Below are 18,683 nucleotides of genomic sequence, written 5' to 3'. Positions count from 1 at the left end.
CATGAACATTGGCATGATCCTAGACATGGCCGCCTCGGCCGGGAGTCGATCGGTGATCACGGTCGACGACCGCTCGCTGTCCGCGGCAGACCTGCTCGACCGCGCCCGGCGAGCGGCCCCTCGCTTCCATGAGCACCCCGCGGTGCTGTATCTGGGCACGAACCACCTGGCCTATCCGGTAGCGCTGTTCGGCGCCGTGCTGGCCGGTGTGCCGTTCGTGCCGTTGAACTACCGGCTCGGCGACGCCCAGCTGAGCGCACTGCTCGACCGACATCCGGGCGCGCTGATCTTGCGACCGGAGGACCTCGACGCCCTGGTGGCCGTCGACCCCGCGCAGCCGGGCCCGCTGGAGCTGCCGACACCGTGGGACGCGGACTCGGTGGCGGTGATCCTCTACACCAGCGGCACCACCTCCGCGCCCAAGGCGGCGCTGCTGCGGCACCGGCATCTGATGGCCTACCTGCTCAACACCGTGGAGTTCGGCGCCGCCGCGACCACCGATGCGACGCTGGTGTCGGTGCCGCCGTATCACATCGCGGGGCTGACGAATCTGCTCTCGAACCTCTACGCCGGACGCCGGGTGGTCTACCTGTCCGCGTTCGACCCCGCCGAGTGGCTGGCGACCGTTCGCCGGGAACAGATCACGCAGGCGATGCTGGTGCCGACCATGCTGGCCCGCATCGTCGGCGAGGTCGAGGGGCCCGACGCGGGCACCCCGACCCTGGCGACGCTGGCCTACGGCGGCTCCCGGATGCCGCGCCCGGTCCTGGACCGCGCGCTTCGGGTGTTCCCCGAGACCGGCTTCGTCAACGCCTACGGACTCACCGAGACCGCGTCTTCCGTCGCGGTCCTCGGGCCGGAGGATCACCGTGCCGCCGCCACCTCCGACGACCCGCTCGTCCGCGACCGGCTCGGTTCGGTGGGTCGTCCACTTCCCGGCATCGAGTTCGAGATCCGCAGTGCCGCAAATGAACCCGTAGCGGTGGGGGAGCCCGGGCTGGTCTTCGTCCGTGGTGAGCAGATCTCGGGCGAATACGGCGGACGCAGCGCCCTCGACGCCGACGGCTGGTTCCCCACCGGCGATCTCGGCAAGCTCGACGACGCCGGCTACCTGTTCATCGAGGGTCGCGCCGACGACACGATCATCCGAGGCGGGGAGAACATCGCACCGGCCGAGATCGAGGACGTGCTCCTCGAATACCCCGGCATCACCGAGGCCGCGGTCGTCGGCGTGCCCGATCCGGAATGGGGTCAGCGCCTGGTCGCGGTGGTCGTCGGGGTCGGCGACGAGGCGCGGATCAAACAGTGGGTCAAAGAGCGGCTGCGCTCGTCCAAGACACCCGACGTCATCGTGTTCCGCACCGAGCTGCCCAAGACCGACACCGGAAAACTATTGCGACGCAACCTTGTTGCCGAATTGGAGGACACCCGTGCCTGAAGCAGTCATCGTCTCCGCGCTACGCACGCCCATCGGGACCGCACGGAAGGGGACAATGCGCGACACCGACGCCTTCACGCTGGCCGATCATGTAGTCGCCGCCGTGGCCGACGGCCTCGATCCGAGCCGAATCGACGACGTCGTTCTCGGGGAAGGCCGCTACGGCGGCGGAGTGCTGGCCCGGCACGCCGCGGTCACCGCCGGGCTGACCACAGTGCCCGGCCTCGCCACGAACCGGCACTGCGCGGCGGGGATGGCGGCGGTGCAGTCCGCCGCGGCGAGCATTCGCGCGGGCATGGACCGGCTCGTCATCGCCGGTGGCGTGAACTCCGACTCCACCGCGCCGCGCCTGCGTTTCCGGGTGGGCGAGGACGAATGGCTCGAGCCCTGGACCTCACCCAGTCACCCCGATCGTCCGGATGCGCCGAATCTGGACATGTCCATCACTGTCGGCTGGAACGCGGCGGTCAAAGCTGGTATCTCGCGCGCGGAAATGGACGCCTGGGCGCTGCGCTCGCACCGCAATGCCATCGCCGCCATCGACGAGGGGCGCTTCGCCGACGAGATCGTGCCGATCAAGACCCCGCACGGCCTGTTCGAGGTCGACGAGCACCCACGGCGCGACACCACGCTGGAGAAGCTGGCCGGGTTGAAGGTTCTGCACCCGGAGATCGAGGGTTTCAGCATCACGGCGGGCAATGCCGCGGGCGCCAACGACGGCGCCGCGGCGCTGGCCATCGCCAGCGATCGTCTCGGGCTGCCCGCGCTCGGTGTGATCCGGGCCTGGGCATCGGTCGGGGTCGACCCGGCCGTCACGGGGCTGGCGCCCATCGAGGCGATCGCGAAAGCTGTTTCCCGGGCCGGTATTTCGCTGTCCCAGGTGAGTTTGTTCGAGATCAACGAGGCGTTCGCCGTGGTGCCCCTGGCCACGATCAAGGCACTCGACATCGACCCGGACCTGGTCAATGTCAGCGGCAGTGGATGCTCGCTCGGTCATCCGGTCGCAGCGACCGGTGCCAGGATGATCGCCACCCTGGTGCACGAATTGCGGCGGCGCGGTGGCGGCTTCGGTATCGCCGCGCTGTGTGCGGGCGGCGGAATGGGTTCGGCGACAGTCGTCGAGGTGGCGGCGCCATGAACGGTGACCGGGTGGCCGCATCGGCCACCCGGTCGGTTCAGGCCTTGGCGAACCCGAACGCGCAGAAGTCCCAGACTTCACCCGCGGTGATCGGGTGCGCGGAGTCCTCGTCGGTACCGCCCGCCGACTGTGCGGTGAACATGACCGTCTGCATCACCACGGCGGCCATGCGGCGCGGGTTGAGGTCATCGCGCAGCGCACCGGCCTCCTTGGCCTGTTCCATCAGGTCGGTGAACAGGCTCAGCAGTGGCGCGTGCGCGATCTTGACCTGGGTGGGATGCGAGACCAGCAGTTGCGGCGCGAAATCGGTGAACAGCGGACGCTGCGCGACCGGGTCGGGCCTACACAGTTCGAACAGCAATTCGACGGTGACCCGAAGACGGTCCAGCGGTTCGGTCTTGCCCTCGGCGGCCGCCGCCAGCTGATCCGCCGTCCGGTTCAGCGCGTCCTCGAACAGAGCGAGCAACAGCTCGTGCTTGCCGTCGAACTGCAGGTAGAAGCTGCGCAGTGACTGACGCGAACGGTCGACCACTTCTTGGACGGTGAAGTCGGTGGTGCCCTTTTCGGTGATGATGGCCTGCGCCGCGTCGAGGAACTTTTGCACCCGCTGCTCGGCGCGCAGTTTCGCCCCGCGGATGGACCGCTCGACGGCCCGCTGCTTCCAGGCGGGCTCTTCGCTGACGCTGGTCACGGTCGCCTCCATCCTCGGTTATGTGTGCAGAACATGGATGCACTGTACCGGAGAACGTCATATCCAACGGTGGTGAGCCCTGCGTGTCCGCGATCTTGGAGACCATTACTTTCTTCTGAAGAGAATGCTATTCTCCCTATTGTTAATGACGGTAGCTGGCAAGGAGGCCCTCCGGATGCTCGTGGAGTTCGACTCCGATCAACGGCTGTGGCAGGAGACTGTCCGCGCCGTTCTCGCCAAGGAGTGTCCGCCCGCACTGATCCGTGCGGTCGCGGACAAGGACGCCGATCCTGCCCCGCTGTGGCATACCTATGTCGAGCTGGGCTGGACCGAATTGACCGATGCCACCGACGCGGTGGAACTGGCCATCGTGCTCGAGGAGCTGGGCCGGGCCACCGATCCGACGCCCTATCTGGCGACGATGAGCCAGTTCGCCCCGCTCGCGGCGGAATTCGCGCAGGGCCCTCGCTCGGGGACGGCCGTGTTCACCGGTGTCACGGTGCAACGCGACGGCTCGGACTGGGTGCTCAACGGCACCGGCCACCACGTCCTCGACGGTGATCGAGCCGAGCAGTTCGCGGTCGTCACCGATGTCGGGGTGTTCGTCGTGGAGGCTTCCGAGGCGATCGCCCGGCGCACAGCGGTGTTCGACCCGGTCCTGCACCTCGCCGACGTGAGCTTCGTCGGGGTGCGGGTGCGCGACGAGCGCCGCGTCACCACCGTGCCGGAACGTGCTCGCCATCTCGCCCTGACCGGTCTGGCACTGACCATGGTCGGTGCCTGTCAGCGCATTCTGGACCTGGTGCTCGAGCATGTGCGCACGCGTCAGCAGTTCGGCGTCGCGCTCGGCTCGTTCCAGGCGGTCAAGCACAAGGCCGCGGACATGCAGATCGCCATCGAACGGGCAAGGGCGCTGGCTTATTTCGCGGCGCTGACCATCGCCGCCGATGATCCACGCCGCCGGATCGCGGCCTCGATGGCCAAGGCCGCCGCCGGTGAATGCCAGTCCCTGGTGTTCCGTCACGGTGTGCAGTTGTTCGGCGGCATGGGTTTCACCTGGGAAAACGACCTGCAATTCGCGCTCAAGCGGGCCAAGGCCGGCGAGCTGCTGCTCGGCGGCGCGCACACGCATCGGGCGCTGATCGCCGAGGAGTACCGTGCAACTGACTTTTGACGCCGACGTCGAAGCCTTCCGGGCCGAATTCGTGGCCTTCCTGGCCGAGAACCTGCCCGACTCGGCGGTCGCGGGAGCGGACCGGGCTGGTTCCAGCGCCGATATTCCCGGCTGGGCTCGCGAGTGGCAGCGTCGCCAATTCGACAGCGGCTGGCTGCTTCCCGGCAACGCCCCGGAATACGGCGGCCGCAACGCGACCCTCGTGCAGCAGTACGTGCACCTGCAAGAGCTGTCCAAGCGGCACATGTATCACAGCTTCAACCCCCAGGGGCTCGGCATCATCGCCGCCTCGTTGCTGTCCTTCGGCACCGAAGAGCAGAAGAAGAACTGGGCGGTGCGGATCCTGCGCGCCGAGATCACCGCGGCGCTCGGCATGAGCGAACCGGGCGCCGGGTCCGATCTGGCCGGTCTGCGGACCCGCGCCGTGCTCGACGGCGACCACTTCGTCGTGAACGGGCAGAAGGTCTGGACCTCCGGAGCCCACGACGCCGACGTGCTGCTCACTTTCGTCCGTACCGACCCGGACCTCCCCAAACACAAGGGGATCAGCGTGCTGCTGATCCCGACCGACACCCCGGGGGTGACGCGGCGGCCGTTCGCCTCGATCTGCGGTCCGCACGACCTGGACTTCAACGAGGTGTTCTTCGAGAACGTGGTGGTGCCCGCGGAGAACCTCGTCGGCCCGCTGCACGGGGGCTGGGGTGTGGCCAACGGTTCGCTCGGCCACGAGCGCACACTGCTGTGGCTCAGCTTCGCCGAGCGGCTGCGGGAACTGATCGAAGACTTCCGGCCGAGCACGGTGCTAGAGCGCGACCACTACGCGACGATGGTCATGGACAACCAGGCCTTGCGCCTGCTCGGCTCGGCGGCACTGGCTCGCGCGGCCCGCGGCGACCAGGACGTCGCCGCGCTGTCGGTGCTCAAGGTGTTCGGCTCCGAGGCCGTGCAGAGCGCGGCGGAGCAGACCCTGCTCGCGGCGGGCTCGGACGGGCTCGTACACCCGGCCATGACCGCGCCGTTCAATCCGCTGAATCTGGACAACTTCTCGTGCAGTTGGTTCGAGCGCTACGCGCGTAGCTTCGCGGGCACCATCGCCGGCGGCACCTCGGAAATCCAACGCAACATCATCGCCGAGCGTGTGCTCGGTCTCCCTCGGAGCTGAGGAGCTCGCTGTGTACATCCGCTACGAAGTCGCCGACAAGATCGCGACCATCACTCTGGATCGGCCGGAGGCGGCCAACGCCCAGAACTCGGACCTGCTCGACGAACTCGACGCCGCGTGGACCCGCGCCGCCCAGGATCCCGAGGTCGCGGTGATCGTGTTGCGCGGCGAGGGTAAACACTTCTCGGCCGGTCACGATCTGAAAGATCGCTGGCCCTCCTCCGACGACATCACCCTGGAGTGGATCTACCAGAACGAGAGCCGACGCTACCTCGAGTACTCCCTGCGCTGGCGCAATGTGCCCAAGCCGTCCATCGCCGCGGTGCAGGGCCGGTGCATCGCCGGTGGACTCCTGCTGTGCTGGCCGTGCGACCTGATCGTCGCCGCCGACGACGCGCTGTTCTCCGACCCGGTCGTGCTCATGGGCATCGGCGGCGTCGAATACCACGGGCACACCTGGGAACTCGGCGCGCGCAAGGCCAAGGAGATCCTGTTCACCGGCCGCGCGGTGACCGCGACGGAGGCCGAACAGGTCGGCATGGTGAACAAGGTGGTGCCGCGGGCCGAGCTCGACGAGCAGACCCGCGCGCTCGCTACCCGGATCGCCGCGATGCCGTCGTTCGGCTTGCGGCAGGCCAAACGCGCGGTCAACCAAACTCTCGACGTCCAGGGCTTCTATGCCGCCATCCAGTCCGTCTTCGATGTGCACTCGACCGGTCACGGGAACGCGTTGAGCGTGAACGGCTTTCCGATCCTGATGGCGCTGGACGAGATGAAACAGAAGATCGAGTGATCCGTCGCTCATGGAGAGAGGTTCCACCAATGCGAAATACACTGCGCCGCAAGGCGATGGCCTGTTGCGGTCTCGTGGCGATCGCCGTCGTCACGGTCACCGGCTGTGGCTCCGACGACGAGGGTTCGAGTAGTTCGTCGACCACCTCGGCGGTCGCCACCTCGGCCACGACCGCGGCGGCCGACCCGGCTGCGGTCAAGTCCATCACCGATGCCTACGTGCTGTTCTTCGACGGCAAGGCGCCGGCGGACAAGAAGGTCGCGGTCGTCGAGAAGGGCGCCGCGTTCACCCCGCTGCTGCAGGCCCAGGCGGCCAACCCGCAGGCCCAGAGCACCTCGGTCACCGTGGGCGGGGTGAAGCTGATCGACGCCGACAACGCCGACGTCACCTATTCGCTGCTCATGAACGGCACCCCGGTGCTTCCCGATCAGACCGGTCAGGCGGTGCGTGAGGGCGGCCAGTGGAAGGTCGCCGCGGCCACCTACTGCGCGTTGATGGCGATTCAGGGCGGTACCTCGCCGGCTTGTTGAGGTAGCCGAAACAGTGTGGCGCTCAGCGGTTTTCCGCTGGGCGCCACACGTGTGCGCGGGGTGTGGCGAACGGCTGTCGATCACCGCCGCAAGGATTCGACATCGATCTTTCGTCAAAGTGTTAACTTTATTCTCTCTGAGTGAGAAGATGATTTCCGATATGGAGAGCGTCGACCATAGACGCCTCGTTCGATGAGGAGCAGGGCTCGGCCGCCGAGCTTGTGTCAGGAGGACATCGGTGAGATCGCAGCGAATATTCGTCGCCTTGATGGCGACTACCTTGTTGGTGGCGGGCTGTAGCGGCCGCACCGGCAGTGGCGTCGAAGAGACCGCGGCACCGGGCGGTAAGGCGGTGACGAGCGAGTTCGGTGATCTGACCGGCGTCTGTCAGTCCGGCACGTCGACGAGTTCGCCCGCGCAGGGGGTGACGCCGCAGCAGATCGAAGTCGGTGTGTTCACCGACATGGGCTTCACCAAGAACCCCGAACTGGTCGATGCCGCCAAGGTCTTCACCTCCTGGTGCAACGACAACGGCGGAATCAACGGTCGCAAGCTGGCTTTCAACATCCGTGACGCGAAACTGCTCGAGGTCCGCCAGCGGATGCTGGAAGCCTGCCGCGAGGACTTCGCGCTGGTCGGTGGCTCCGCCGCACTCGATTCCCTCGGGGTCAAAGATCGGCTCTCCTGCACGCTGCCCGAGTTCCCCTCACAGGTGAGTCAGGCCGAGAACACCGGTTCGGATCTACAAGTGGGGTCCGGCGCTTCCTCCGCGCGCCCCTACGACACCTACGCGGGCATGCATCAGTGGCTGTTCAAAGAGGCGTACCCGGCGTCGGCGGCCGCTGTCGGCATCATCGTGGCCGACTCGCCGGTGGTGAAATCCATGGCGGATCGGTACGGGGAGTCGCTGCCCGCCGAGGGCGCGACCCTGATCTACAACGACCTCTACCCGGCGGCCGGAGTCTCGGATTGGACGCCCTACGCACAGTCCATCAAGGCGAAGGGTGTGAAGGGTCTGATCTTCCTCGGTGACTTCCGCAGCCTCGCCAAGCTCGAGGATGTGCTCACCAGCATGGACTACAAGCTGGACTGGGTCGACGTCACCAGCAACGCCTACACCCCCGCGTTCCTCGAACTCGCCCGCACGTCCCTGTCCGCCCAGAACAACTTCGCCGACCTGTCGGGGACGGTGCCGCTGGAGTCTGCCGACAGTGCCCCCGCGGTGCAGCGGGCGAAGGATCTGTACGCCCGGTACGCACCCGACGGGAAACTGACCTACAACGGGCTGCGCTCGCTGATCCAGTGGCTGTTGTTCGCGAAGGCGGCTTCGAGCTGCGGTGACAACCTCACCCGCACCTGCGTCGTTGAGACCGCGCGCAAGGAGACCGCGTGGACCGCGGGCGGTTTGCAGGCTCCCGCCGACATGTCGACCCACACCGTGCCGCCCAAGTGCTTCAACGTGATGAAGGCGACCGCGCAGGGCTGGACGATCGCGGACTTCAAGCCCGACACCGGCCCGTTCCGCTGCGACATGAAGCCCTACGTCTATACCAAGGAATACGGCCGCCCGCTGACACTGGCCGACGTCGGCAAGAGCATGAGCGACGTCAAATAATGGAGCAGTTCATCGCTTTCGGCATCGTCGGGCTCAGTACCGCCGCGATCTACGCCATCATCGGTAGCGGCCTGGTCCTGACCTTCACCACGACCGGTGTCTTCAACTTCGCGCACGGCGCGGCGGGCATGATGTCGGCCTTCGTGTACTGGCAGTTCACGGTGGGCTGGGGCGTGCCGACGCCGATCGCGGTGGCCCTGGTGCTACTGGTGTTCGCGCCACTGTTCGGGTTGGCGTTCGCGCAGGCGCTGGCGCCGACCCAGGGCCTCGGCGATGCCGAGAAGCTGGTCATGACGGTGGCGTTGCTCAGCGGCCTGATGCTCACCGCGCGCTGGATCTGGAATCCGGACGTGGCGCGCACCCTGCCGCGGTTCTTCGCCGAGCAACGACCGCTGCACCTGGGATCGGTGACCATCACCTGGCATCAGGCGTTGACCATGGTCGTCGCGGTGGCGGTGGCCGTTGCCCTGCGTATCCTGCTGTACCGGACCAGAACCGGCGCGGAGATGCGGGCAACCGTCGACGATCGGGCCCTGGTCGGGCTCACCGGCGCCGACCCGCAGCGTGCCAACCGGGTGGCCTGGATGCTCGGCATCGAGTTGGCGGCCGTCGGCGGCATCCTCATCGCGCCGATGGTGGCCCTGGACGCGGCGCAACTGTCGTTGCTGATCGTCAGCGCCTACAGCGCGGCGATCTTCGGGCGGCTGCGCAGTCTGCCGATGACCTTTCTCGGTGCGGTCGTCGTCGGCTGCCTGGAGAGCTACCTCACGGGGTACCTGCCGCAGAACGAGTATCTGCCCGGATTGCGGTTGGCCGCGCCCGCGCTGCTGCTGCTCGTCGCGCTGCTGTTGTTCCCGCACGGGCGGTTGCGTGGGCGTGATCGGCGGTTGAGCCCCGTGCCGCTGCCGACCGTGCGTGGTTCGGCCGTGTTCGCGGTCGTCGTCGCGGTGGTCGGGGTCATGCTCGCTACTTTGCTCAGCGAAGCGGATCTGATCACCTACGGCCTGATCTTCGCCTTCGGGGTGATCGCGCTGTCGTTCGTCCCGCTCGCCGGTTTCGCGGGCCAGATCTCGCTGTGTCAGTTGAGCATCGCCGGGATCGGCGCGGTTGCCTACGCGCATCTGGGGGCCGAGGGGCAATGGTGGGCGTTGCTCGCCGCCATGGCGATCGCGGGCGCCGTCGGCGCGCTGATCGCGTTGCCTGCGCTGCGGTTGTCCGGGGTGTATCTCGCGCTCGGCACGGCCGCGTTCGCGGTCGTGCTCGACCGCTGGATCTTCACCCTGCCGTCGTTCGAGGTGTTCGGGGTGCGGATCGCCCTGTTCGATCAAGGATCGGTGGATCTGGTCGGCCCCAGCCTGTTCGGGATCCATTTGACCAGTACCGCGCAGGTGACCGTCTTCGCTGCGGTCGTGCTCGGGCTGGCCGGATTCGGGGTGGCGATGCTGCGCCGCAGCCGACTCGGCAGACGGTTGATCGCCCTGCGCGACAGCGAGGCCGCCTACGCCACTCTCGGAGGGAACCTGCTGGCGGCCAAGATGCTGGTGTTCTCGCTGTCGGCGGCGATCGCCGGACTCGGCGGGGCGCTCTACGGCATGCAGTTGCGGTCGGTGACCGCCGAACAGTTCGGATTCGTCGCCGGCCTGCCGATCTTCCTGATCGTGGTCATCGCCGGGCTCGGTGCGGTCGGCAGCGGCTTGTTCACCGGCGCCGTCTATTCGGGACCGCTCAACGCGATTCCCGTGCTGTTCCCGGCGCTGACGAACCTCGTCCACGTATTGCCCGCGCTGGGTGGTATCGCGTTCAGCGGTGGATTCCTCGGCCAGGGCGCGTTGGCGCATATGCGCCGCGAATGGGCTGCGGCACTGCGTGATCGGGTCGCGATGGCGGTGCTGATCGGTGGCCTGGCCCTGCTGTGGGCGCTGCGCGTGGGTGACGTCGTCAACGGCTACGTGTTCACCGCCGGCGCGCTGATCGCCGCCATCGTCGTGCCGCGCTGGGCGAATCGGCGTAACCGTCCGCCCACGCCCGCGCAGGTGCCGGTCGAATGGCTCGGCATCGAACGGCCGTGGACCACAGCAGACAAGGAGATGCTCGATCGTGGCATCACTACTCGAAGTTGAGGAGGTCTCGGTGACCTTCGGTGGTCACCGCGCCCTCGACCGAGCCGGGCTGTGCGCCGAGGCGGGCCGGGTGACCGGCCTGATCGGTCCGAACGGCGCGGGCAAGAGCACCCTGTTCGACGTGATCTGCGGGTTGCGGCGACCGGTGACCGGCCGGGTCACGATGAACGGCCGCAATGTCACCCGGCTCGGGCCCGCCCGCCGGGCCGGGCACGGGCTGGCACGGACCTTTCAGCGGCTGGAACTGTTCGGCCGCTTGAGTGTTCGCGACAATCTACTGGTCGCCGCCGAGCTCGGACGACACCGGCGCGAGGCCGCCAGGATCGTCGACGAACTCCTCGGCAGGCTCGGCCTGGACGAGGTCGCCGACACCACCGCCGACGAGCTGCCGACCGGCACCGGTCGGCTGGTCGAGGTGGGCCGGGCGATGGCGGCCCGGCCCAGCGTGGTCCTGCTCGACGAGCCGGCGGCCGGCCTCGACCACACCGAAACCGAGCGGTTCGCCGCGTTGTTGCGGTCGCTGGCCGACGACGGTGTCGCGGTTCTGCTCGTGGAGCACGACATGGGCCTGGTGATGAACGTCTGCGATCAGCTCTACGTGCTCGACCTCGGCAAGATCATCAGCTCCGGTCCGCCCGAGGTGATCCGCCGTGACGCCGCCGTACTCGCCGCCTACCTAGGAGAAGGATGACCTTCGCACTCGAACTACACGGTGTCCGTGCGGCTTACGATGCGATCACCGTGCTGCACGGGCTCGACCTGCGGGTCGCCGCGGGCGAGGTGGTCGCGTTGCTCGGGCCCAACGGTGCGGGCAAGACGACCACGTTGCGCGTCGCGGCCGGGGTGCACGCGGTCACGACCGGCCGACTCGTGCTCGGCGGCCGAGACGTCACCGGGGCCGACCCTCGCGATCTGGCCGCCACCGGGGTCTGCCTGATCCCCGAGGGCCGCGGCGTGTTCCCCAACCTGTCGGTCCGCGACAACTTGCTGATGATGACCTTCACCGGCAAGACCCACGCCGAGATCGAGGAGGTGGCGTTCAGCCGATTCCCGATTCTCGCCGAGCGCGCCGATCAGATCGCGGGCACGATGTCGGGCGGCGAACAGCAGATGCTCGCCCTTGCCAGAGGATTGGCCACCGATCCCGCCGTGCTGCTGCTCGACGAACTGTCCATGGGCTTGGCCCCGTTGGTGGTCGAGCGACTCTACGAGCAGGTCGCCGAGATCGCTCGGCAAGGCGTGGCGGTGCTGGTGGTCGAGCAGTTCGCCGCCGCTGTGCTCGACATCGCCGATCACGCGGCCGTGCTGGTGCGTGGCCGCATCGAATACCAGGGGCCCGCCGACGGCGAACTCCGCCGCGAACTGGCCAACCTCTACCTAGGAAGTCAATGATGACCGAAACACGTGCCGACCGCTTCGCCCGCGAACTGGCCGAATTGAAGATCCCCGATCCGGCCGCGGGTCGGGGCAGTCTGTGGCTGCGCCTCGGCGCCGCCCTGATGGTGGCGGGCCCGGCGCTGGCCGTGATCGCCTATTTCCTGGCGCACAACACCTCTGATCCGCTCGCCCAGCGCGACGCGCTGGCGCTGGCGCTCACCGGAGTGGCGGGCAGCGTCGTCGGCGCCGCATTGTTCGTGCGCTACTCGCTGACCGGTGTTCTTCGCTTCTGGATGGCGCGCCAGTCCTACGACCTCGACCGGCTCGGGGATCGACTGTCGGAGAACCGGATTCAACTCGACGACACGGCCGCAGCGGCTCGATGAGGATCTGATCGGGAGCGCCCCGGGGTGGGGAGCGCCCCCGATCAGCGGTCCTCCCCGCGGGGTCCCCGCTCGTCGAGGAACGACAGGACGCCATCGGCATCGGACTCGGTGCTGATCACCGACTGCCAATGGCTGAGTCTGCGGGTGTCGCGGGCGGTGTCGGTGCGGGCCACCCGTGCCGGTTCGTCGACAGCGTCCGGGTCCAGCGGCACGGCGGCCATCGTCTCGGCCAGCGCCAACGCGGTCTCGAAGACCTCATCGGGCGCGGTGACCGTGGCGACCAACCCGACCCGGAGCGCCTGCTCCGCGGTGATCAGTTCCCCGCTGAGCAGCAACGCCACGGCGGGGCCGAGCGCGATCTTGGCGCCGACCCGCGCATTGCCGCCGCCAGGGGACAATCCGCGACCGGTCGCGGGGAACCCGAACTTCGCCGTGGCCGAGGCGATGATGACGTCGCTGCCGAGTAGCAGTTCCAGCCCGCCGCTCACTGCGGTGCCGTTGGCCGCACCGACCACAGGAATGCTGTGCCGGCCCATGGCCAGTCGGACGAACGCGGCGTACGGCGGACCGGTGAGGAAGTCGGCGCGGTCGGTGAAGGCTCGGGGATCGGTTCCGGCGCAGAAGACGCGATCACCGGCCCCGGTGAGCAACAGCACCCGGACCGTGGGATCGGCTTCGGCGGCGATCAGCGCCGCGCCGAGCCCGTCGATCATGGTGCGGGTCAAGGCATTGCGTGACGCGGGCCGGTTCAGGCGCGCGATCATCACATGGCCGTGGCGGCCGAGCAGGAGCTCGGCGCCGTCGGCCGAGGTCATGGCCTGCGCTCCGAATCGAGGAATTGCGCGTCGATGGCGGTGTCGAGTGCGCCCATGGGCGCGCCGAGTTCGGCGGCCAGCATGCGCACCACGGCGACGTCCTTGCGGATGAATTCGCCGACCGAGGCCCTGAACGCGGCCACCGAGCCCTTGGCCGCGACGCTCGCGGCGGCGCGGCTGGCCCCGCTGGCGTGCTGGAGGGCCGTGAGTACGGTCGATTCGTCCACGCCGAGTCGGGCGGCCAACTGGACGGCTTCGGTGACCAGGCCGAGTTGGGCCGCGAAGAGCGCGTTGTTGACCAGCTTCACCCGCTGCCCCGTGCCGAGTGGGCCCACGTGCAACACCGGGTCGCCGTAGCATCGCAACACGGGTCCGGCACGGGCGACGGCCTTCTCGGTGCCGCCGGCGAACAGGGTGAGGGCGCCCGCGTCGATATCGGGTGGTCCGCCACTGATGGGAGCGTCCACGACGCTGATATCGCGAGTAGCGGCCAGCGCGGCGACATCTTCGATGGTTCGTGGGCTACCGGTGGTGTGCACGATGAGCACCGACCCTGCCGGCATGCTCGACAGCAACGGAGTGTCGAGACAGACTTCACGGACCTGATCATCGGTGAACACGCAGATCACGACCGCGGCGGCCCCGGTGCCGACCGCCGCGGTGAACGACACCGGCTCGGCGCCCGACGCGGTCACCCGCTTGCGCGCCCCGCTGGACCGCCCGAGCGCGCGCACCTCGTGTCCGGCCGCGACGAGGCGGCGCACCATCGGAGCGCCCATTCGCCCCACCCCGACGAACCCCACCCGAAGGGCAGTCACCGAGCGTGACCGATCAGGTTCAGCGTGGCATCGGCCGCGGTCAGCGCCACACCGGTGTCCGCGTCGGACCCGGTCGCGAGATCGGCGAGTAGCTGGATGTCCTTGCGCAGCGTGTGCCCGGCGTGCTCGCCGATCCGGGCCATGGTGCCCGCCAGGATGCGGCCGAGGGCGAAACTGTTCGCCGACCCGTGCGCGATCACCTCGCCGAGCTTGGCCTCGTCGACACCGAGGTCGCGGCCGAGCGCCAGGGTGCTCGCCGAGGTCGCGAGATTGGCGGTGAACAACAGATTGTTGAGCAGTTTGGTGACCTGGCCTGCCCCGATATCGCCCAGGTGCACAACAGGATCGGCGTAGGTCTCGAACACCGGTCGACACAGATCGACCGCTTCGGTCGGGCCGCCGACCATGACGAGCAGACGCCCCTGGGCGACCGCGGGCGCGCCACCACTGACCGCCGCGTCGATCAACGTGACACCCAGTGCCGCGGCCTTGTCGGCGAGTTCGCGGCAGGTGTCGGGATGAATCGTGCTGTGCACGGCCACGATCGCGCCCGGAGCCAGTCCGCCGAGTACCCCGTCCTGGCCGGTCAGGACGTCGCGGATGTCGGCGTCGTTGCCCACGCACAGGCAGACCAAGTCGCTGGCCTGGGCGAGGGCGCGCGGTGTGTGCGCGACTTCGGCCGTGGTCTCGGCGAAAGGCTCGAGCGTGGCGGGTCTACGGGCCCACAGGGTGGTCCGGTACCCGGCCGCCACGATCCGCTGCGCCATCGGCGCACCCTGACTACCCAATCCGATGAATCCGACGCGCATCAGCGCACCTCCAGTTCGAATGTGCCGCTCACGCAGTCTGTTCGGGCTGTGGACGCCAGAACAGCGCGAGCAGTCCCGCGGTCGACACGACGGCTACGCCGAGGGCGATGCCGCCGCCCGCCCAGCCGGTGACGGTGATATCGGCGGCATGGTCGATCGACAGCCGCCCCGGTCCGAGGAAGGCCAGCGCCAGCGCCACCACCGCCAAGACGAGCACGTACTCGTACCCCTCCTTGAACACGAAGAATCCGTTCGCCCGGTGCGCGAGCAACCCGGCGACGAGCATCACCGCGATCACCGCCGCGCACGCCAGTGGCGTACCGAGGCCGAGGATCAGCAGCACGCCTGCCCCGACCTCGGTGAGCACACTCGCCCATGCCTGCAAGACGCCGTTGCGCAGGCCGAGGCCGGCGAACCAGCGGGCCGTGCCCGCGATCCGGCCGCCACCGAGCCAATGATTGAGTCCGTGCGCGATCATCGTGGCGCCGACGACCAGCCGCAGCAGGGTCGGCGCCACATCGGTGACATCCATGGGTTACCTCCTGAGCCACGACTGCGCGGCTCGATCGAAATCAGTTCTCGCTGGTCAACAGGAGCACACCGCTGGGCGTCAGACCACCGCTGCTGGTCACCGCGACCCGCGCACCGGCGACCTGTCTCGGCCCGGCGTCCCCGCGCAGCTGGCTGACCGCCTCGTGCAACAACCCCATGCCGTGAGTCCGGCCGTGCGAGAGCTGGCCGCCGTGGGTGTTGAGGGGGAGCAGGCCGTCGCGGGCGATGTTCTTGCCGCCGTCGAGGAAGTCCTTGGCCTCGCCGATCCCGCAGAAGCCGAGTGCTTCGATCCAGGACAGGCAGTTGAAGGTGAATCCGTCGTACAGTTCGGCGACATCGACATCGGCCGGGCGTAGTGAGGTACGCGACCACAGGTGCGCGGCCTGGCCGAGGACCTGCGGTTCATGGGTGAGGGTGCTCTGGTCCCACTCGATCCGTTCGAGGATCTGGGTACCGACCGCGGCCACCCGCACCGGCGGCTTGGCCAGATCCGGTGTCGTGTCGATCGCCGAGACCAGCACGGCGACAGCCCCGTCGCAGGGGACGTCACAGTCGTAGAGCCCGAAGGGCGTGGTCACCGGTCTGGCCTCGAGGTAGTCCTGCATCGTGAGCGGATCGCGATAGACAGCGGTGGGATTCAGCTCGGCGTTGGCGCGTTGGTTCAGTGCGATCCAGCCCAGCGTTTCCCTGGTGGTGCCGTAGCGGTGGAAATGCCGTTGGGCGTTCTGCGCCAACGTATGCGCGGCCGAGGTAGCGCCGAAGGGCATCATCCAACTCGTCGTCCGGCCGCCCGTCGGCGTGATCTTGCCGGTGCGGATCAGCTCGTTGTACGTCGCCTCCCACACGGTGCGGAAGCACAGCACGTGCCGGGCCAGACCGCCGGCGACGGCCAGCATCGCCGCGATCACCGACCCGCCGGGACCGAAGGTCTCGAAACCGCCGTTGTACCAGGTCGGTCGGAGGCCGAGTGCGGCCTCGAGCGCGCTCACCCCGCCCTCGCCGAAACCACCGACATTGCCGCCACCGGGATAGGTCGACAGGCCGTCGATGTCGGCCATGGTGAGACCGGCATCGGCGACGGCGCGCTCGCACGCTTGAATCGTCAGCGACAGCGGCGAAACCATCAGGCGCCGACCGATATCCGACATGCCGATGCCGGTGATGGCGACCTTGTCCTCGAACTTGTCCCGGCCGATCATCGGCCGTACGTGCTCGCCGAACCGGTGCGGCTCGATCTCGTCGGTGGGCAGGGGCGCGGGTTCCGGCTGCTCGGCGGTGGGCCGGAACAGCGGCAACCACACGTCCGCGTCCTGTTCGAAGACGACCTCCATTCGCATCCCCAGCACGAGGTCGGCCGGATCGCAGCCCACCACATTGGTGGTGAGCCGGACCCGGGGATCCTCCTCGACCGCGACCTGGGCCACGACATACGGCGCGGTCAGCCCCGGCACGCTGAACCGTTGGTTGACGGTGAAGCCGATGAGTGTGGCGAAGCCGGAGACATCGCGGACACCGAGGGTGTGCCCGTGGCAGTACCGGCACACCGGCTGCGGTGGATGGAGCAGGGCCGCGCAAGAACCGCACTCCTGGATCCGCAGGCGACCGTCGGCGCCTGCGGTCCAGAAGAATTCGTTCTCCGCGGTCACCAGGGGCAGTGGCCGCCCCGATGCCTCCGACATCTCGTTCCTCACTGTGTGCCGGCGTCCCGCTGGGCCGTGACGGGTGCCGCGAGTTGCTCCTCGTCGCAGATCTTCTGCAGTTTCACCAGCGTGTCGTCGAGCCCGAGCCCGAGGCGTGGTCCTGGGGTGAACGTCGCCGGAAGGTGCCGCATGCCCTGGATGACCCCGATGGTGTCGTAGTGCACCGTGGTTTCGGGATCGCAGCGGTAGTCCGGCATCCGGTCGAGAACGGCGAGCAGCATGCGCTTGAACACGGTGCGCGCCACGTTCGAACCGATGCACCGGTGGACGCCGAGCCCGAAGCTGTAGTGCCGGTTGCGTCGTCGGTCCAGGATGACCTCGTTCGGGTCGTCGAAGACGGCCGGATCACGATTGGCCATCGCCCACGACAGCCACACCCGGTCGCCTTCCTTGAACTCGGTGCCGACGACCTCGCAATCCTCGGCGATCGTGCGCCCGTCGCCCGGGGCGGGCGTGTAGTAGCGCAAGAATTCCTCTGTCGCGGAATCGAGGAGATCGTCTCGCTCCCGGCTCAGCGTCTCGCGCTGGTCCGGGTTCTCCGACAGCCACTCCAGGGCATGGGCGGTGAGCGCGGTCGTGGTGTCGAAGCCACCGCCGATGAGCAGCCCGAGCATGCCGAGCATTTCCATATCGGGAAGCGGTTCGCCGTTCATCGTCGCGTTGTTGATCGCGTTGATCAGGCCGGGTCGTGGGTTCTCCCGGATCTCGAACAGATTCTGCAGCAGATCGATTCCCATCGTCCGGTGCATCTCCGCCACCCGCGGATACTCTGGGGAGTCCGGCGGGGTGTACACCGACGCATGGGCCGGCTCGTTGTAGATCGTCCAATTCGCGAGCGGGATGCCCAACATGCCCAGCGTCAGCACGGCGGGCACGATATTGGCCAGCTCGTCGACGAAATCGATCCGCCCCGACTCGATCTTCTCATCGATCGCGGCACGCACGATCTCGTCGATGAACGGGATCCAGCGGGCGACGGCGGCGGGGGACAGGTAGGGGTTCAGCGCCGAACGCACCTCGCGATGCTCGGGCTCGTCCATTTCCAGGATGCCGCCCCGAACCCCGCTGGCCCGTGGGGCTTTCGGAATGGAGATGCCCTTGTAGCCGCGCCGCACCCCGGCCGTATCGTGGTCGTTGGAGATGTGCGGGCAGCGTGCGAGTTCGAAGACTTCACGGTTGCCCGCCGCGACCCAGTGCCCGTCGTGGGTGTCGGTCCAGGCGATCGGGCATTGTGCCTGCATGGATTCGGTGGTCGCGACGAATTCGTCGCGGTATCCGGGGGCGAATCGATCGAACGAGAAATTCGGTTTCTTGCGTGCCTCGTCGGTCGCCACATCGTTGACGCTCATGGCGGTGTCCTCTCAGGAAATAGCGATGGCGCGTTCCGGGCAGGAGTGAGCTGCTTCGCGCACCTGCTCCTCCTGGTCGGGCGAGACATCCTCGCTGACCGGCGACGAATGGCCGTCGAACTCGCTCAACTCGAATGATTGGGGAGCGGTCATCGCGCACAGGGTATGGCCCTGGCAGCGCTCTGAATCGACTCGAACCTTCACAGCGGGAATTCC

The 18,683-nt window shown here is 68.0% G+C and carries 19 protein-coding genes; 11 read left to right on the top strand and 8 right to left on the bottom strand.

Features of this window, described 5'->3' with window-relative positions; all coding sequences use genetic code 11:
• Position 1 precedes the first annotated feature (1 nt).
• Complete coding sequence (locus tag ASD42_RS00710) at positions 2 to 1,438, top strand: class I adenylate-forming enzyme family protein (protein WP_056809134.1); 1,437 nt, start codon at positions 2 to 4, stop codon at positions 1,436 to 1,438.
• A complete protein-coding gene (locus ASD42_RS00705) occupies positions 1,431 to 2,576 on the top strand; it encodes a thiolase family protein (RefSeq protein WP_056809133.1) in 1,146 nt (381 codons plus the stop codon). The genes ASD42_RS00710 and ASD42_RS00705 overlap by 8 nt, the downstream gene beginning before the upstream one ends.
• A gap of 37 nt (positions 2,577 to 2,613) precedes the next feature.
• Here ASD42_RS00705 and ASD42_RS00700 read toward each other — a convergent pair whose 3' ends face one another.
• On the bottom strand, positions 2,614 to 3,267 hold the full coding sequence (locus ASD42_RS00700; protein WP_174551921.1) for a TetR/AcrR family transcriptional regulator: 654 nt from the start codon (positions 3,265 to 3,267) through the stop codon (positions 2,614 to 2,616).
• A gap of 175 nt (positions 3,268 to 3,442) precedes the next feature.
• Here ASD42_RS00700 and ASD42_RS00695 point away from each other — a divergent pair, with 175 nt between their 5' ends.
• The 9 genes from ASD42_RS00695 (at position 3,443) to ASD42_RS00655 (ending at position 12,424) form a co-directional block, all read left to right on the top strand.
• Positions 3,443 to 4,441 carry an acyl-CoA dehydrogenase family protein gene (locus ASD42_RS00695; RefSeq protein WP_056809128.1) on the top strand — a complete coding sequence of 333 codons (999 nt, stop codon included), beginning with the start codon at positions 3,443 to 3,445 and terminating at the stop codon, positions 4,439 to 4,441.
• Positions 4,425 to 5,603 (top strand): acyl-CoA dehydrogenase family protein, encoded by a 1,179-nt coding sequence (locus ASD42_RS00690; RefSeq protein WP_056809126.1) that lies wholly within the window; start codon positions 4,425 to 4,427, stop codon positions 5,601 to 5,603. Before ASD42_RS00695 ends, ASD42_RS00690 begins: the two co-directional genes overlap by 17 nt.
• 10 nt (positions 5,604 to 5,613) lie before the next feature.
• On the top strand, positions 5,614 to 6,396 hold the full coding sequence (locus tag ASD42_RS00685) for an enoyl-CoA hydratase (protein ID WP_056815067.1): 783 nt from the start codon (positions 5,614 to 5,616) through the stop codon (positions 6,394 to 6,396).
• 29 nt (positions 6,397 to 6,425) lie between these two features.
• Positions 6,426 to 6,926, top strand: coding sequence for a hypothetical protein (locus tag ASD42_RS00680; RefSeq protein ID WP_056809124.1), 501 nt, complete (start codon positions 6,426 to 6,428; stop codon positions 6,924 to 6,926).
• Positions 6,927 to 7,194: 268 nt separating this feature from the next.
• The gene (locus tag ASD42_RS00675; protein ID WP_056809123.1) at positions 7,195 to 8,541 is read left to right on the top strand and encodes an ABC transporter substrate-binding protein; all 1,347 of its coding nucleotides are present in this window, start codon (positions 7,195 to 7,197) and stop codon (positions 8,539 to 8,541) included.
• Positions 8,541 to 10,661, top strand: a complete 2,121-nt coding sequence (locus ASD42_RS00670) for a branched-chain amino acid ABC transporter permease (protein ID WP_056809121.1) — start codon at positions 8,541 to 8,543, stop codon at positions 10,659 to 10,661. The genes ASD42_RS00675 and ASD42_RS00670 overlap by 1 nt, the downstream gene beginning before the upstream one ends.
• On the top strand, positions 10,639 to 11,352 hold the full coding sequence (locus ASD42_RS00665) for an ABC transporter ATP-binding protein (RefSeq protein ID WP_056809119.1): 714 nt from the start codon (positions 10,639 to 10,641) through the stop codon (positions 11,350 to 11,352). Before ASD42_RS00670 ends, ASD42_RS00665 begins: the two co-directional genes overlap by 23 nt.
• Positions 11,349 to 12,053 (top strand): ABC transporter ATP-binding protein, encoded by a 705-nt coding sequence (locus tag ASD42_RS00660; RefSeq protein ID WP_056809118.1) that lies wholly within the window; start codon positions 11,349 to 11,351, stop codon positions 12,051 to 12,053. The genes ASD42_RS00665 and ASD42_RS00660 overlap by 4 nt, the downstream gene beginning before the upstream one ends.
• Complete coding sequence (locus tag ASD42_RS00655) at positions 12,053 to 12,424, top strand: hypothetical protein (protein ID WP_200950362.1); 372 nt, start codon at positions 12,053 to 12,055, stop codon at positions 12,422 to 12,424. Before ASD42_RS00660 ends, ASD42_RS00655 begins: the two co-directional genes overlap by 1 nt.
• A 41-nt stretch (positions 12,425 to 12,465) precedes the next feature.
• Here ASD42_RS00655 and ASD42_RS00650 read toward each other — a convergent pair whose 3' ends face one another.
• From ASD42_RS00650 to ASD42_RS00620, 7 genes are read right to left on the bottom strand one after another with little or no spacing between them, the layout of a single operon-like run.
• Positions 12,466 to 13,239 carry an enoyl-CoA hydratase/isomerase family protein gene (locus ASD42_RS00650; RefSeq protein WP_056809114.1) on the bottom strand — a complete coding sequence of 258 codons (774 nt, stop codon included), beginning with the start codon at positions 13,237 to 13,239 and terminating at the stop codon, positions 12,466 to 12,468.
• Positions 13,236 to 14,057, bottom strand: coding sequence for an NAD(P)-binding domain-containing protein (locus ASD42_RS00645; RefSeq protein ID WP_235569249.1), 822 nt, complete (start codon positions 14,055 to 14,057; stop codon positions 13,236 to 13,238). The genes ASD42_RS00650 and ASD42_RS00645 overlap by 4 nt, the downstream gene beginning before the upstream one ends.
• Positions 14,054 to 14,866, bottom strand: a complete 813-nt coding sequence (locus ASD42_RS00640; RefSeq protein ID WP_056809109.1) for an NAD(P)-dependent oxidoreductase — start codon at positions 14,864 to 14,866, stop codon at positions 14,054 to 14,056. The genes ASD42_RS00645 and ASD42_RS00640 overlap by 4 nt, the downstream gene beginning before the upstream one ends.
• Positions 14,867 to 14,894: 28 nt before the next feature.
• On the bottom strand, positions 14,895 to 15,398 hold the full coding sequence (locus ASD42_RS00635) for a DoxX family protein (RefSeq protein ID WP_056809107.1): 504 nt from the start codon (positions 15,396 to 15,398) through the stop codon (positions 14,895 to 14,897).
• A gap of 40 nt (positions 15,399 to 15,438) precedes the next feature.
• Entirely contained in the window at positions 15,439 to 17,097 is a 1,659-nt protein-coding gene (locus tag ASD42_RS00630) for a thiolase C-terminal domain-containing protein (protein ID WP_056809105.1), read from the bottom strand.
• 8 nt (positions 17,098 to 17,105) lie between these two features.
• Positions 17,106 to 18,467, bottom strand: coding sequence for a cytochrome P450 (locus ASD42_RS00625; RefSeq protein WP_056809102.1), 1,362 nt, complete (start codon positions 18,465 to 18,467; stop codon positions 17,106 to 17,108).
• 12 nt (positions 18,468 to 18,479) lie between these two features.
• Complete coding sequence (locus ASD42_RS00620; protein WP_056809101.1) at positions 18,480 to 18,671, bottom strand: ferredoxin; 192 nt, start codon at positions 18,669 to 18,671, stop codon at positions 18,480 to 18,482.
• Positions 18,672 to 18,683: the final 12 nt, after the last annotated feature.

Origin of the sequence: Nocardia sp. Root136, from assembly GCF_001427185.1 — a bacterium.
Taxonomy (GTDB): Bacteria; Actinomycetota; Actinomycetes; order Mycobacteriales; family Mycobacteriaceae; genus Nocardia; species Nocardia salmonicida.
Note: the sequence above shows the minus strand (reverse complement) of the source record. Positions and strands in the feature narration are given on the sequence as shown.

Bases quoted from the DNA above. Each gene is read 5' to 3' on its own strand.
- ASD42_RS00710 (WP_056809134.1), top strand. From the start codon at position 2: ATGAACATTGGCATGATCCTAGACATGGCCGCCTCGGCCGGGAGTCGA.
- ASD42_RS00695 (WP_056809128.1), top strand. From the start codon at position 3,443: ATGCTCGTGGAGTTCGACTCCGATCAACGGCTGTGGCAGGAGACTGTC.
- ASD42_RS00680 (WP_056809124.1), top strand. From the start codon at position 6,426: ATGCGAAATACACTGCGCCGCAAGGCGATGGCCTGTTGCGGTCTCGTG.
- ASD42_RS00675 (WP_056809123.1), top strand. From the start codon at position 7,195: ATGGCGACTACCTTGTTGGTGGCGGGCTGTAGCGGCCGCACCGGCAGT.
- ASD42_RS00670 (WP_056809121.1), top strand. From the start codon at position 8,541: ATGGAGCAGTTCATCGCTTTCGGCATCGTCGGGCTCAGTACCGCCGCG.
- ASD42_RS00660 (WP_056809118.1), top strand. From the start codon at position 11,349: ATGACCTTCGCACTCGAACTACACGGTGTCCGTGCGGCTTACGATGCG.
- ASD42_RS00655 (WP_200950362.1), top strand. From the start codon at position 12,053: ATGACCGAAACACGTGCCGACCGCTTCGCCCGCGAACTGGCCGAATTG.
- ASD42_RS00650 (WP_056809114.1), bottom strand. From the start codon at position 13,239: ATGACCTCGGCCGACGGCGCCGAGCTCCTGCTCGGCCGCCACGGCCAT.
- ASD42_RS00640 (WP_056809109.1), bottom strand. From the start codon at position 14,866: ATGCGCGTCGGATTCATCGGATTGGGTAGTCAGGGTGCGCCGATGGCG.
- ASD42_RS00635 (WP_056809107.1), bottom strand. From the start codon at position 15,398: ATGGATGTCACCGATGTGGCGCCGACCCTGCTGCGGCTGGTCGTCGGC.
- ASD42_RS00630 (WP_056809105.1), bottom strand. From the start codon at position 17,097: ATGTCGGAGGCATCGGGGCGGCCACTGCCCCTGGTGACCGCGGAGAAC.
- ASD42_RS00625 (WP_056809102.1), bottom strand. From the start codon at position 18,467: ATGAGCGTCAACGATGTGGCGACCGACGAGGCACGCAAGAAACCGAAT.